At 39.7% G+C, this 14,021-nt stretch carries 13 protein-coding genes; 6 read left to right on the top strand and 7 right to left on the bottom strand.

The genetic code is table 11. The features are described from left to right. Nucleotides 1–122 precede the first annotated feature (122 nt). Nucleotides 123–1,064, top strand: a complete 942-nt coding sequence (locus tag G1O98_RS15730; protein WP_163929657.1) for a hypothetical protein — start codon at nt 123–125, stop codon at nt 1,062–1,064. Between the two features lie 67 nt (nt 1,065–1,131). Here the strand turns inward: G1O98_RS15730 and G1O98_RS15725 are convergent, their stop codons facing one another. Together G1O98_RS15725 and G1O98_RS15720 are read right to left on the bottom strand one after the other, a co-directional pair. Beyond that, a complete protein-coding gene (locus G1O98_RS15725) occupies nt 1,132–2,802 on the bottom strand; it encodes an ABC transporter ATP-binding protein (protein WP_163929656.1) in 1,671 nt (556 codons plus the stop codon). Nucleotides 2,803–2,986: 184 nt separating this feature from the next. Then, the gene (locus G1O98_RS15720; protein ID WP_114080534.1) at nt 2,987–3,280 is read right to left on the bottom strand and encodes a hypothetical protein; all 294 of its coding nucleotides are present in this window, start codon (nt 3,278–3,280) and stop codon (nt 2,987–2,989) included. Between the two features lie 644 nt (nt 3,281–3,924). Between G1O98_RS15720 and G1O98_RS15715 the strand changes: the two genes are divergently transcribed. Next, nucleotides 3,925–4,233: a hypothetical protein gene (locus G1O98_RS15715; RefSeq protein ID WP_114080570.1), complete on the top strand. Its 309-nt coding sequence runs from the start codon at nt 3,925–3,927 to the stop codon at nt 4,231–4,233. A gap of 285 nt (nt 4,234–4,518) precedes the next feature. Here the strand turns inward: G1O98_RS15715 and G1O98_RS15710 are convergent, their stop codons facing one another. Further along, nucleotides 4,519–4,728 (bottom strand): hypothetical protein, encoded by a 210-nt coding sequence (locus G1O98_RS15710; protein ID WP_114080571.1) that lies wholly within the window; start codon nt 4,726–4,728, stop codon nt 4,519–4,521. Between the two features lie 455 nt (nt 4,729–5,183). Here G1O98_RS15710 and G1O98_RS15705 point away from each other — a divergent pair, with 455 nt between their 5' ends. Further along, nucleotides 5,184–5,510: a hypothetical protein gene (locus tag G1O98_RS15705; protein ID WP_163929655.1), complete on the top strand. Its 327-nt coding sequence runs from the start codon at nt 5,184–5,186 to the stop codon at nt 5,508–5,510. 234 nt (nt 5,511–5,744) lie between these two features. After that, nucleotides 5,745–6,092, top strand: a complete 348-nt coding sequence (gene trxA, locus G1O98_RS15700) for a thioredoxin (RefSeq protein WP_012411639.1) — start codon at nt 5,745–5,747, stop codon at nt 6,090–6,092. 136 nt (nt 6,093–6,228) lie between these two features. Here the strand turns inward: trxA and G1O98_RS15695 are convergent, their stop codons facing one another. From G1O98_RS15695 to G1O98_RS15680, 4 genes are all read right to left on the bottom strand, one after another. After that, entirely contained in the window at nt 6,229–6,762 is a 534-nt protein-coding gene (locus G1O98_RS15695) for a dihydrofolate reductase family protein (protein ID WP_163929654.1), read from the bottom strand. 163 nt (nt 6,763–6,925) lie between these two features. Next, nucleotides 6,926–8,296 (bottom strand): DUF3370 domain-containing protein, encoded by a 1,371-nt coding sequence (locus G1O98_RS15690; protein WP_163929653.1) that lies wholly within the window; start codon nt 8,294–8,296, stop codon nt 6,926–6,928. A gap of 312 nt (nt 8,297–8,608) precedes the next feature. After that, on the bottom strand, nt 8,609–9,043 hold the full coding sequence (locus G1O98_RS15685) for a hypothetical protein (RefSeq protein WP_012410997.1): 435 nt from the start codon (nt 9,041–9,043) through the stop codon (nt 8,609–8,611). Between the two features lie 168 nt (nt 9,044–9,211). Next, nucleotides 9,212–12,196, bottom strand: coding sequence for a valine--tRNA ligase (locus G1O98_RS15680; protein ID WP_163929652.1), 2,985 nt, complete (start codon nt 12,194–12,196; stop codon nt 9,212–9,214). A gap of 114 nt (nt 12,197–12,310) precedes the next feature. Between G1O98_RS15680 and G1O98_RS15675 the strand changes: the two genes are divergently transcribed. Continuing rightward, nucleotides 12,311–12,700, top strand: coding sequence for a GxxExxY protein (locus G1O98_RS15675; RefSeq protein ID WP_163929651.1), 390 nt, complete (start codon nt 12,311–12,313; stop codon nt 12,698–12,700). Nucleotides 12,701–12,746: 46 nt separating this feature from the next. Then, entirely contained in the window at nt 12,747–14,012 is a 1,266-nt protein-coding gene (locus tag G1O98_RS15670) for an MFS transporter (protein ID WP_163929650.1), read from the top strand. Nucleotides 14,013–14,021: the final 9 nt, after the last annotated feature.

Genomic DNA, 14,021 nt, shown 5'->3' with positions numbered 1-14,021 from the left:
GGATATAAATAAATACAACTTGTATATACAGCTAAAGATAGAGGTTATGACTATAGATTGGTATTTAAAATTAAAATAAATAGATTTTATAGATTAATAGCACTAAGTAACATCAAAATATTATGTTTACTAATTGTCTAAAAAATAATGATAAATTAAGTGGAAATCAAGGTAGAAATGTCTCAAATATTGAAATAGCACTTTTTATAGATCAAATTAAAAGTAATATCTGGATGTTTGGTATTCCATCTTGGATTTTCGGTATAACCGATAGAAGCATAGCTGCATTTGCTGATGGTTATTTATCTTATATAGAAATATTTCAGCTATTTACAGCTTCTTTCTTTTTTGTGAGTTGGCTATATCTCAAGCCTAACGAAAGCTTTAACAGTAATGATTTAGGTGCCAGCCAATATCAAGAATATCTCGCTCGTACTCAAGCTAATAAGCTTCAAGTAAAAAAGCTCCACATGATTAGCCAGGAGTATATTTTACCGTTTCCTTATCTTTGCCAAATTTACCATCTATTGAACTTAAAGCATTTAGAAACAGTTCATAATTTTAGCCTTAATAACCTGAAAATTTTCCAAATTAGCCACTTTCAGCCCACCAGCACTGGTGGAATAATCAAATTCCAAACAATATTAGACTCGCCAGCTAATCCTTTGAGAATTTGGCGGCAACCGATTGTGGAGGTAGATTTAATATTACATACTCCATATACTGTTGAATTGAGTATTCCAGTTTACAATAACAAAAGGATAATTGTTTTATTTAATGCTTTTCCGTTAAATGACTCAGAACATCAGTTCTTTATAGATATATATAGTGACCTAGAGTGGCCAAAACCATTATTACAAATAATATTGCATTTTGCTTCTTGTTTGACACTATTTGAAGATTTACCCTATTTAAGAGCTTTAGCGGATAAAAATATAGGGCGTTTATTCAACTTAAGCAGGGCTTCAAATCACGAGACTGCATTGCTATTTAAAAGATTCGTTGAACTATATGCTTCGAGTGGAGAAGCAACTAAATTACTTAAGGGGAGGGAAGAGAATTAGGAGTTAGAGACGCGATTAATCGCGTCTGTACAGGAGTTAGTAATTCATAACTCCTCACTTTGTTGAGTTAGGCGCGTGCTAGTAAAGGGGCAGCAGCTAGTAGTGTTTTGGTATAAGGGTGCTGAGGATTGGCAAAAATAGTTTTTGTCAGACCAAGTTCGACAATTTTGCCACCATTCATCACGGCAATACGATCGCACAAAAATCTAGCTAACCAGAGATCGTGAGTGATGAACAGATAAGTTAACTCAAATTCTTCCTTTAATTGCAACATCAAATCTAGCACTTGCGACTGCACGCTAGCGTCTAACATACTCACAGGTTCATCGCAAATCAAAAGTTTAGGGTGAGTAATCAAAGCACGAGCGATCGCAACTCTTTGCTGTTGCCCTCCAGATAAATCTGATGGATAACGCTCATAATATACTTCTGAGGGTGTTAACCCAACTTTCTCTAGCATCCACAAAACCTGTTCTTTTGCCTTAACAGGAGCGGCTAAATTGTGGATAAATAAAGGATCGGCGATACTTTGTCCCACAGTCATCGCTGGATTGAGACAAGCATGGGGATCTTGAAAAACCATTTGGATTTGTCGCCGTGAGGAGCGAATTTCTTGAGGCGACAGTGTAGTTAAATCTTGTCCTAAAAATTTAACTTTGCCACTGGTGGGACGAATTAGTTGCAGGATTGTTCGTGATAGTGTGCTTTTACCGCAACCTGATTCACCGACTAAGCCGAGAATTTCTCCTGGATAAATATCTAGATTGATACCATCTACTGCTTTTATTGTCTGTGCTTGTGTGTTAAACAGTCGTTCGATAAAGTTAGGTTCTATGGTGTAGTATTGCTTGAGTTCTGTAATACTCAAAATTGGAGATTGCTTATTAATAATCGGTAATTGCTTTTCTGAGTCGTTGGCAATTATCAATTCTCCATCATCATTTACTGCTTGAATGTGTAAAGCTGCTTTTAAAAGCGATCGCGTGTATTCATGTTGAGGTTGTCTAAAGACGGTTTCTGTAGAACCCATTTCGACCATTTTGCCTTGGTACATCACACCAATGCGATCGCAATACTCAGCCACCATTGCTAAATCGTGAGAAATCAGCAACAATCCCATGTTTTCTTCACCACACAGGCGAGTTAATTCTTGCAATATCTGCGCGGAGACGGTGACATCTAAACTGGTGGTGGGTTCATCGGCAACAATTAACTTGGGGTCGAGGAGTAAAGCTAAAGCGATCGCAACCCGTTGGCGCATTCCACCGCTAAATTCGTGGGGATACTGATTCCAGCGACTAGCAGGGATATTCACCTTCGCCAAAGTAGCAAGTGCTTTTTCTTTGGCTTCCCGCGTTGATAATTCTGGTGAGTGCGCCTGAAGAGTTTCGATACAATGCTTACCAATCGTCATCAACGGATCGAGGCGTGTCATAGGATCTTGAAAAATTAAGGCGATCGCCTCTCCTCGAAATTTCCGCAACTGGTTAGGCATCAAGTCAAGCACCGACTGTCCTTGAAATGTCACCTTTCCCTCAACACAACTAGAGGCTGGTAGTAAACGCATTACTGCCCGCCCGATAGTTGACTTACCACAACCTGACTCTCCTACCAATCCCATTCTTTCACCTGGTTGCAAGGTGAAAGATACATCATCAACCGCCCAGCTTGCCTCTTCTCCACTCCGTTGTGGATAGGCAACTCGCAGATTTTCGATACAGAATAAGGCTTCACTCATATTTAGTTATCAGCCCTGGGCTACCAGCTTTTATAATTTCAAATTTAAGATAGTCTATCAGATTATTATTAAACCTCCGTTGTGCGAATATCTTTATTCTCTTAGCTTACTGATTTATACCGCTTGTCTCAACTTTTATCAGTTAATGTTAGGAGACAAGCAAGTATTTTTACTATTAAGCTAATTAATGTTCATGATCTTGATGATGATCGTTTGTGCCTTGCTCAGTTTCTAGTAGCCGTGAAATCAGTACGTCTGGTTTTCTACTAATAACAGACCTAACTTTATCAATAGCAACTACTTCACTTATTTTTACAACCATTTCCCAGAGAGTATCCTCTTCTGTATCTTTGTTGTAAGTTCTATGTTTAAACCACAACAAATCATCCCAAACTCCAATAATTGTGGCGAAATACCACTTCTCTCGTACTAATATCCAAATTTCTTGTTCTAAGTAAGTCTGTAGAAGAGATTTCACAATGACTAAGATAAAGAGAAAGATTGTGCTACATATTAAGTAAGTATTAACAGGTAAGACAACAGTTAAAATACTGATATATTTTAGTGTAAATTAAATTTATATATTTAACGATTAGCAAGCATAAAACCTATAATAACTATGTTTCAGGCAATATCTCAGTTGATATTGTCTAAATTTGACTAACAATACTTGTATAAAATATAATTTTATGATTTAGTATTAGCTGTTACAGACAAGAAGTATATAATACAGCACTCTCACTGAGATATATCGAGACTATTGCTCAAGTAGTATTATTCCCAAGAGTGCGACCCAATCTAACATAACTGTTTCCTATTTAGAACCTTGGATGATATAGAACTCATATTTGATTTTTGAAAAAACTCCGTACAACTCAAAAAGCCTTCTTTCCTATTGCCTCTTACCTACCCACGCAAGTAAGTATAGCTACATCACGCTGCGCGAATAAAAATGAAAGTATATTCCTATATCAGCTAGTTCCAGATATTTAATAAGGTAGTTTAACTGATTAATTCACCCATTTGCGGGAGGTAATTAACAAGCCAATAAGTGTAGCTTGATTATAGTAAGACCAACAGAAGATGGTTTGAAGCAGCAGTTACACAACAGATGTATCAATCATGTTAAACCTAATATTAACCAGATGTATAAAAAGCCAACTCTTGCTGATTTCAGCAGCTTTTTTGCTGGCTGTGCAAACTTCTGCCAATGCTGAACAACCCCTTCCTAGTTTGACTCCTGCACAAGCTCAAAGTTTATCCCGTGACTTAGTTCCATATAATTCTCAAGACTTTTTTAGACAAGGAAAAGATTCGATTGAGAGAGAAATTCAAATTCTTAGGCAAAGGCAACTGCGCTCAATTAAACCTGTTCTAAAGATTGAGTCAGTACAGCAGATTAAAAGACCACCTACGCAGCAAAAACCCTAATATAGCAGTCAGCTTTGATTTGTATTTGCACGGCGTGGATAGGCAAGAGGCAATAGGCAACAGAAAAAAAGCTTCTTTGAGTTCTACCTAGCTTCTTAAAAATCAAATCTGAGTTCTGTATGTTATCTAAGTCGGAAGTATTGTGATTTTATGATACTGATACCTTAGATAGCCTTGAGCTATAGCACATAAATCGCACTTTCAGGCATCACAATAACTAGGCTCTGCTTTCCATAAACAGAGTTTTTGTGTTTCAAATAACCTTTGTAACAAAAAGGTACAATTTTAATCGTCTAGTAAACTCATCAATGCTTGAACTTCAACGTCTTGCGGCTCTGATAATTGACACTGCAACTTTAATAACTGACTCTGTAGTGCTTCTACTACATGGATCATATTAGATTCTTGGGCAATTCTTAACTGATTTTCTTTAATTTGGATTTGTTGAAGCAAGTCGTTTTCAACGTGAATTGAGTTGTAATGTTGAGCAATCATAGGTTTACATTTTTTATCAATAGCTAGAGGGGGATTGAAGAAGAATTCAGAAGTCAAGGCGGAGACGTTTAGCCCATTCTGGCTCCTGACTTATGACTCTTATTTCGACTAAATTTATAACCAATGCATTATTCCACACTTTTATCATTTTTTAAAGTTCTGGTAAATTAATTTTCATTACTCATAGTGTTTATGGGTATGGCAGGCTTAATACACCATGTCCATTTTTTTAGGGGCTTTTACAAAAATGTAAATCATGATATAAGATTGGTTGACTTAAGGTTAATTTTAGATGAAACACATAATATTTACGCATGAGTCACAGAAAAGCTAGGCACAGAGAACACCGATAAATAAGAGTTTGAGATATTTTTTGCGTAGGTTATCACAGATAAACTTATCTGTTACTTCATCGAGTCTTGTAGAGAATTTTCAACGATTGTTTTGTGAATGGCATGAACTTAAAACTTATAAAGAGAACAATTTTTACCATTGTAAAAATTATATCTACAGTTCTTATATCCAGCGCAATTGGATTAGAATCATGGCATATTTATGCATTAATAACTAATAGTAATATTCCCAGCAGCCTTAATCCAATTTTTTGGATTGAGCGTTTTGCCATGACGTGCCATTTTATCGAAGGTATTATAGCAGCTTTTTATGCACCTTCAAGAAAAAAAATGCCAATACAATATGCCACTTATACTTTTTTTGTAGGCACCATCGGGTTGTTAGAACTGTTTGATCGAGATGATGCTTCTACATCTTCTACATTCTGAAGGTGTGAGGTTTTTGGATTAGGTAGGTTGGTAGGTGCGATGTCTACGACGGGCTACGCCTACGCACTAGATGTAAGATTATTAAATTCCTGCTACTGACTTTTGCTCAGTAGTGGGGATTTGCCAATACAGGTACACAGGTAGCTGGTGAACCTGACGGACAGAAGAAGGTATAGTTTGTATAGTGAGTGAGATTTTTGCTGCAATTTTAGTTTGATACTAAGGAATTAAAAAATGTCTGCTGATACTCAGATAGTTGCTTATCTTGAAGAAAGTGAATTTGATGTTGTTTTAAATGGAAGTGAAGAGAAAGTTGTTGTTGTTGATTTTACTGCTACTTGGTGTGGCCCCTGTCGGCTGGTCAGTCCTTTGATGGAGCAACTTGCTGAAGAATACAAAGGCCGCGCCAAAGTTGTTAAGGTAGACGTTGATAGAAATAAGCCGATTTTCAAAAAATTCGGTCTTCGCAGTATTCCAGCAGTTTTAATTTTCAAAGATGGCATTTTAGCAGAAACCATTGTGGGAGTTTCTCCTTACGAGCAGTTTAGCGAAGCTGTTCAGAAGCTTCTTGAGGTTGTTTAAACTTAATTCGTAATTAAAAAGACTTTTTACCGGATACCTAATAACGGCATTAACGTTTCAAGTGGTGTTTAAATTTCCCGAAGTTTTGAGTATCGGACTTATCACCACTTGAAACATAATTATGAATTGTACATTTTTAAAGCTTCCCTTTTCGCCTATAATGTGATTGCAGTAAACCACTAGAATATTGTTTTGAGTTAATCAGTTCCAATTTTTCTTCAGGGGTAGGCGGTGGGAAAAGCTGTATACCGCTACCTAAGATAGTTGGAATAGTTGAAATAATATATTCATCAATCAAGCTGTGCTGAAGAAATGAATTGATTAATGCTCCGCCACCAACTAGCCAGATATTTTCAAAACCTTGAGCCTCTATATTTGCCAAGGCGTTCTTGACTGTATCAGAAACAAACACAACGTCCTCGCGGTCAGATTGGAGATGGCGTTTGGTGAAAACAAATGATTTCTTCCCCGGATAAGGCCATTCATCAAAACCCAGTCCTACTTCATAAGTATTGCTGCCCAAAACAATAGCATCAATGGATTTGTAGAAAGCACCATAACCGTAGTCTTCTCCCTCTATATCAAGGATTGATAGCCAATCAATTCCGCCATCGCTGCGAGCAATATAACCATCCAAACTAGCTGCAATATAGAGTGTAACTTTCGTCATTTGACTCTCCAAAATTTCACTGCTAATTAAAGTCTTAATCGCAAATTGGTAAATCTCTGATTGTATCACAAAAAACTTTTGCAAGAGTTCTAAAGCACGAGCAACTTATACTTTGATAAAGATGGATTGGAAGGAATGCAAGTCCTGCCTTCTTTGCTTTGCCTTATTTTTGGTCTACAGTTTGAATTGTCAGCATTTGAGGGGGCGTAGCATCTGGTGGGTAGAGAAAATCTACTTTTACCATTCGCAGCTGACCTGGAGATATTTTTAATTGAGCAAGCGGTTCTCCCATCTGTCCCCGTTGTTGAACTAAATGCCAATATTGGGTTTTGGGTAAGCCATTATCGTCATTGTAGCGAATACGAACTGTGCCACGAAAAAAGACGGATGGTTGGGGTGGTGAAAAAAAGCGAAGCCCAGGTTTACTTAAGTCGTCTTCTTTAATAGGTGTTTGAAAAAGCACATTTACAGTTTGTGGTTTGGCGGTATTGTTGATTAATGGTAGCGAGATGTTATATTCAATACCGTAATTACCGTGGGCTTCGTAAGCAGTACCAGGATAACGCACCGCGAGTTTGGCAGTTTGGTTTTGTCCAGTACCCATTTTGCCTGCTAAAAGGGTACTTAAACCGTATGAAAAAGCTTGTCCTGAAGCGGGAATTGTCAGGTATGAACTATTGGAGTCGGTAACTTGTGCTTGCCAACGAGAGCCGACAGCTACCGCCGCTACCCGACCGTAAATTTCTGCTGTCGCTGTAAGATTATTTGGAGGACTAGGAGCAGGTTCACGCGGCCCCGCAAAATCACCATTTTCTAACAAGTTTTCCCATTCTTTTAAAGTGGGCGCTCGTTCAGTAGCATCTGGATTGGGTTTGGCAAACATAGCTAGGTTCGACATATAAACTGGACTATCACTGTACAAACGCAACAAAGTAGAACGTCCATTTAATGGCGGTTTTAAAGGACGCACTGGAATTGGATGATTCATTAACATCCGGCTTTGTTTTGGTGGAATTACTAACTGCGCTGGCCATCCTGACTGCCGTTTTCCTCGTAGCACATCATTCATGACGCGATCGCCAGGGCCAGCATAAATTTTTCCCGAATTATTTGACTGTATGGGGGGAAGTTTGAGAAAAGGTGCATCAGGTTGACTAACATAACTGGCTGCTTGCAATATGTTTATAGTTGCAGGGCGATCGCTTGGATTGTAAACAATCACCCCCAAATAAAGAGTCCGCAAATCATTTGGAGTCTCAATGGCTCGAGCAATATGATGAGAAAACAAATCAAAGCGTCCCTTCCATAGAAAGTTCAGGTGTGCGCTTGGCACTTTTTTGCCTTGAGGAGGAAATGTAGACAGCAGAATACCTTCACTCTGAACTACTTCTGGGTTATTACTGTTAAATACTGGTATTGCATCAAGATGGCCAGGTAAAGGTCTTGTTTGTTGGGGAATGAAGATTTCCTGGGGTTCAGATACTGGAGAAGGTGCTGCTTGAGCCAAAAGCAAATAGGAAATAAAATTAAGCATTTATTCGAAAAGCAATTTATCGGTGAAATTAAGAATACAGCATACTGATAGTAATTATGTATGATGTTGCGCTTTATTCACCTATGCCATATAAGTAAAAATTTTTATGTTGACATTGACTTAAATGCAATACCTGTGAATGAAATTCTCAAGTTGATTTTGAAGAAAGAATTTCTCAATTTTTGTTCAATGTCACCCGGAGGATAATTTGTCGGAGTCTGGAGGCATAAGCTATTTAGTACCTAAAACCCTGATTTTGGGAAAAGTTACCAAGTTGTCCCAGCCGCCATGCGACTCTCAAAAGTATTGCTTTTAACTTTCCTGTTGGGGATAACCGTTCTTCTCGCGTTTGAGGCTTTCTTCTAAGGCTTGAATTTGTTCGCGACGAGCTTCCAATTCTAAGGAACGCCTCGCTAAATCTTGGTTTTGCAACGTCAAGGATTGCCGCCAATGTTCTGCTCGCTCGGCTTCGTGCTGCAAAAACTCTGGGGTAATGCCGATAGTGAGGTAGTTTTGTACCAAATGGAGTACCCAGTTGGTAGCGTCTTCTATTCTTTCAATGTCGCCTGTTGAGGAAAGTTCTACTAAAACAAGCAAGTTTTCACTCATGTTCTTTCCCTTTCCTAGCAGAATGAAAGCCTCTTCTGGAATTATCGCCCACAAGTTATCAGCTTCTTGACGCGCTAACAAGCGTAACTGGTGCTGGTCTAAAAAATCGTTTTTACGCACCTGGGCTAGATATAGCATGAGGGTCGCTTCGCTCCAATTAAAAATTAAAAATTAAAAATTAAAAAAATTTAATAAAATAATAAGTCCCAGAAGTGATATTTGGATCTTGTTAATTGGTAACAGGTAATTGGAATTATTAACACTCCCATTACCCATTACAGTTATCCTAGACCACGCAGGCTATGCCTACATTAACCCCTTAAGGCGATCGCGCAAAATTTCAGCTTGCTTTTGTGCTTCTGCTAAGGCATCTCGCGCCCCTTGTACCACATCAGCCCTAGCTCTATCTACGAAACTAGGATTGTTTAATCTGGTACTCAGGGATTCAATTTCTGCTTCAACTTTACTCAAGCTCTTTTCTAGCTTGGCACGCACAGCTTCAATATCTACCACACCGCTTAGAGGAATTAGCACTTGTATTGTACCAATTACACCTGCGATCGCATTTTCTGATTCTTGTGGTTGCTCTAATTCTTTCTGGGGGAAAAAGCGTCCCCATAACCTAAGTCTCGCTTGAGCAGTTAATAAATTTTGGCTAACAAACCAAGCTGTGTAACCAAAACCAACTAATTCAAAGAAAGTTCCGACGATGGGAATGTCATCAATGGCATTTCCCGCAGCTAAACCCAATCTAGCAAAGACAATGGCCACAAGAATTAAGCCAATTATCTTCAAACCCCTCTGAGGTTTCTTTGCAGTAACAGTTTGGTTTTCTTGTTTGTCAGTAATGGTTAAAATCTCAACCTTCGCCAAATCTTTAATATAAGACTGTCCAGCAGTGAGAATTTCCCGCTCCTTCTCGCTTTCAGTTTGCAAATTCGCTGTCACTTTTACCCCTGGCTTAATATCCGCTTCTGCGCGCAAATTCCGAATTGTGCGGATAGTAGCAATCAGCAATTCAAACTGTTCTTCTAAAGCTGGATCAATTAGGTTTGCATCTACCTGGGGATATATTTGCAATGGTAAAGTTTGCGGGGAATCTGCTGGTTGTTGGGTGAGAGTTTGCCAAATTTCTTCGGTAATATGAGGCATCAACGGATGAAGCAGTTTTAAAATTCCTTCTAATATGTAGCCGAGGGTTTGCTGTGCTACCCGCCGCGATACTGGATCGGCATCTGCTTGCAATCTGGATTTCACCAGTTCAATATACTGATCGCAGAAATCACCCCAAATAAACTCATAGAGTCCTTTTGCTGCTTCCCCTAAACCGTAATTATCGATGTAATTAGTGGTTTGTTTGATAACTTGATGATACCGCGAGATAATCCAGCGATCGCTCAATTCTGTAGCGACTGGATTCCCCAATTGTTGCGGCGTTTGTCCATCCAAATTCATCATCACAAACCGGGCAGCATTCCACAACTTATTTGCAAAGTTGCGGGATGCCTCTACAGATGCCGATTCATCCTTTTTGCGATCGTATTCTAAGCGGATATCTTGACCAGCGCCAGCCACTTCCCTAATTAGGGTATAGCGCAGGGCATCAGTACCATATTTGTCAATTAATAACAGAGGGTCAATGCCATTACCTTTGGTCTTTGACATCTTCTGACCTTTTTCATCCAGCACCAAGCCGTGGATGTAAACTGTTTGGAAAGGCATTTGACCAGTAAAATGCCCAGCCATCATAGTCATTCTGGCTACCCAGAAAAAGATGATGTCAAAGCCTGTCACCAAAGTAGTAGTCGGGTAGTAAGTCGCTAAATCTTGAGTTTGTTCCGGCCAGCCTAAAGTCGAAAATGGCCACAGTCCAGAAGAAAACCAAGTATCCAGCACATCTGGGTCTTGTTCTAACTTGACATTTTCGCCAAATTGTGATTTAGCTTTTTCCCAAGCTTCAGTTTCCGATTTTGCTACCACAAAGGGCGTGTTATCGGTAATTTGCCCATCCGTTTCACTGATAGCGTACCAAGCCGGAATTTGGTGTCCCCACCATAATTGACGAGAGATACACCAATCTTTGAGTTTTACTAGCCAATCACGATAGACCTTAGTCCAGCGTTGGGGGACAAACTCTGGAGAAGTTTGCTGGTCGAGGAATTCGAGACTGTTATCAGCTAAGGGGCGAATTTTGACGAACCATTGAGTTGAGAGGAGGGGTTCAATAGGTACTTTACCGCGATCGCTGTAGGGAACGGTATGCTTATAATCTTCTATCTTCACCAAAAAGCCATCTGCTTCTAGGCGAGAAACCACATTTTTTCTAGCAACAAAGCGGTCTTGTCCTTGAAATTCCCCAGCATTGGCGTTGAGAGTGCCGTCTTTGTTCATAATGTTGATTAACGGCAGATTGTGACGCTTACCCATGTCGAAATCATTCGGGTCATGGGCGGGAGTCACCTTTACGCAGCCTGTGCCAAAAGTGGGGTCAACAAATTCATCGCCAATAATGGGAATTTCTCGTTGTAGAATTGGCAGAGTTAAAGTTTTGCCGATGAGATGTTTGTAGCGATCGTCATTGGGATTAACAGCTACAGCCGTATCACCCAGCATCGTTTCTGGTCGAGTTGTCGCCACCTCTACAAAACCGGAACCATCGGTGAGGGGATAGCGGAAGTGCCAGAGATTTCCATTCACCTCTTGATTTTCCACTTCCACGTCAGACACAGCCGACTGAGAAGCTGGACACCAATTAACTAAATATTCACCACGATAAATTAAGCCTTCTTCGTAAAGGCGAGTAAATGCCTCCACAACAGCTTTGGATAAACCCTCATCCAGGGTAAACCTTTCCCGTGACCAGTCCACTGAGACACCCAAGCGTCGTAGCTGATTCAGAATTGTTCCTTCAGACTCCGCCTTCCATTGCCAAGCGCGTTCTAGGAATTTCTCGCGCCCCAATTCGTAGCGAGTCTTACCCTCTTTCTTGAGTTGCTTTTCTAGCATACTATGCACAGCAATGCTGGCGTGGTCAGTTCCGGGTAGCCATAGGGTATTGCGTCCCTGCATCCGGTGGTAGCGCACGAGGGTATCAATTAAGGCACTTTCAAAGGCGTGACCCATGTGTAAGCTGCCGGTGACATTCGGGGGGGGAATGACGATGCAGTAGGGTTCGCCGCCTTTGTTGGGGTCAGCTTTGTAAACTTGGTTGTCTTCCCAGAATTTTTGCCACTTGGCTTCGGTGGAAAAGGGGTCATAGAGACTGGGGAGATTGGGAATGGTTGCGGTCATGCGGGAAAACTAAGGAAGGACTCTAATAAATTTTGCCACAGGGTTGGAGAGGGATTATATGGAAACGAACCGCAAAGGACGCGAAGTACGCAAAGGAAGAGGAGGAAGATTAAGATGAGGCAACCAAGTGTTCAGTTAGAAAAGTTAGCTTATAGAGTGATTGGGGCGGCGATTGAGGTACATCAGGTATTAGGAGCGGGGTTTTTAGAGGAGGTTTATCACAAAGCGTTGAGAGAAGAATTTCTAATGCGCGAGATACCTCACAAGTTTGAGCATCCAGTAAAAGTAAACTACAAAGGTCGTCCAGTCGGCGAGGGCAAATTAGATTTTTTGGTTGGAGACTCTCTAATTGTTGAATTGAAAGCTGTCCAAAACTTAATCCCCATTCATGAAGCCCAAGTCCTTTCTTACCTTAAAATGACTCATTACCCTCTAGCTCTTCTCATCAACTTTAACGTCCCTATCCTCAAAGACGGCATCAAACGCATCATACTCTCTTCTTAATCTTCTTTGCGCTCTTTGCGTCCTTCGCGGTTCGTCCCCTAAACCCATGAAACACCAAACAATCTCCCCTTGGACATTCATCCCCACCCTATATTTCACCTCCGGCATACCTTACATCATCATCAACACAGTTTCCGTAATCTTTTACAAAAAACTCGGAATTGATAACGCCCAAATTGCCCTTTGGACAAGCTTTCTCTATCTACCTTGGGTCATCAAAATGTTTTGGGGCCCAATTGTTGATATTTACTCTACCAAACGTAAATGGATACTTTATACCCAATTTGCCATGTTTTGCTGCTTGGGTTTGATAGCCTTCTCCTTACAACTGCCAAATTTCTTTTTTATCTCCCTTATAGCATTAACAATAGGAGCATTTATTTCTGCAACTTATGACATTGCCACAGATGGCTTCTATCTGCTGGCTTTATCTCCAGAACAACAAGCCTTCTTTGTTGGCATTCGCTCACTATTTTATAGAATGGCTGTTATCTTTGGTTCTGGAATATTAGTAGTCTTAGCAGGTCAGCTTGAAGTATCTCTCAATAATATTCCTTTAAGCTGGACTATTGTTATTGGGTTCTCAGCTTTAATTTTAGCAATCCTGTTTATTTCCCATCGTCTATTTTTACCATTACCGGAATCAGATAACCAACGGCAAATACAAGCTAGAGAAAAGATACCTTTTTGGTCAATTATTAGCTCATATTTTGCTCAAGATAAAATTATCAGTATTTTAGCCTTTATCTTGCTCTACAGATTTGGCGAAGCGATGCTTGTCAAGATAGCCTCTTTGTTTTTATTGGACAAACCAGAAGTCGGTGGCTTAGGGCTATCAACGTCAGATGTCGGGCTAGTATACGGTACTTTTGGGGTAATATCTCTGATTTGTGGAGGAATTTTAGGAGGCTTGCTAATTTCAAAATATGGATTAAAAAAGTGTCTATTTCCTATGGCTTTGGCATTAAACTTGCCTGATATATTTTATGTATATATGGCTTATGCTAAACCTTCGTTGAAATTAATATATCCCTTGGTTTCATTAGAACAATTTGGCTATGGTTTTGGATTTACGGCTTTTAGTGTTTATCTAATGTATATTTCCCAAGGCGAATATAAAACTTCTCATTTTGCCATATCCACTGGCATTATGGCTTTAGGAATGATGCTACCTGGATTAGTTAGCGGTTATCTACAAAAATCTTTTGGCTATCCATTATTTTTTATCTTGGTTTGTTTGTTTACTATTCCTGGGATGATTGCTATCTTTTTTATTCCTTTAAAGGAAGAATTGAAGCGTCAAAATAATTAATATTGTTAC

It is taken from the genome of Nostoc sp. UIC 10630 (assembly GCF_010747425.1).
Classification (GTDB): Bacteria; Cyanobacteriota; Cyanobacteriia; order Cyanobacteriales; family Nostocaceae; genus Nostoc.
Note: the sequence above shows the minus strand (reverse complement) of the source record. Positions and strands in the feature narration are given on the sequence as shown.

Coding starts and splice junctions, on each gene's coding strand:
- G1O98_RS15730 (WP_163929657.1), top strand. CDS start 123: ATGTTTACTAATTGTCTAAAAAATAATGATAAATTAAGTGGAAATCAA.
- G1O98_RS15725 (WP_163929656.1), bottom strand. CDS start 2,802: ATGAGTGAAGCCTTATTCTGTATCGAAAATCTGCGAGTTGCCTATCCA.
- G1O98_RS15715 (WP_114080570.1), top strand. CDS start 3,925: ATGTTAAACCTAATATTAACCAGATGTATAAAAAGCCAACTCTTGCTG.
- G1O98_RS15710 (WP_114080571.1), bottom strand. CDS start 4,728: ATGATTGCTCAACATTACAACTCAATTCACGTTGAAAACGACTTGCTT.
- G1O98_RS15705 (WP_163929655.1), top strand. CDS start 5,184: ATGAACTTAAAACTTATAAAGAGAACAATTTTTACCATTGTAAAAATT.
- trxA (WP_012411639.1), top strand. CDS start 5,745: ATGTCTGCTGATACTCAGATAGTTGCTTATCTTGAAGAAAGTGAATTT.
- G1O98_RS15695 (WP_163929654.1), bottom strand. CDS start 6,762: ATGACGAAAGTTACACTCTATATTGCAGCTAGTTTGGATGGTTATATT.
- G1O98_RS15690 (WP_163929653.1), bottom strand. CDS start 8,296: ATGCTTAATTTTATTTCCTATTTGCTTTTGGCTCAAGCAGCACCTTCT.
- G1O98_RS15685 (WP_012410997.1), bottom strand. CDS start 9,043: ATGCTATATCTAGCCCAGGTGCGTAAAAACGATTTTTTAGACCAGCAC.
- G1O98_RS15680 (WP_163929652.1), bottom strand. CDS start 12,196: ATGACCGCAACCATTCCCAATCTCCCCAGTCTCTATGACCCCTTTTCC.
- G1O98_RS15675 (WP_163929651.1), top strand. CDS start 12,311: ATGAGGCAACCAAGTGTTCAGTTAGAAAAGTTAGCTTATAGAGTGATT.
- G1O98_RS15670 (WP_163929650.1), top strand. CDS start 12,747: ATGAAACACCAAACAATCTCCCCTTGGACATTCATCCCCACCCTATAT.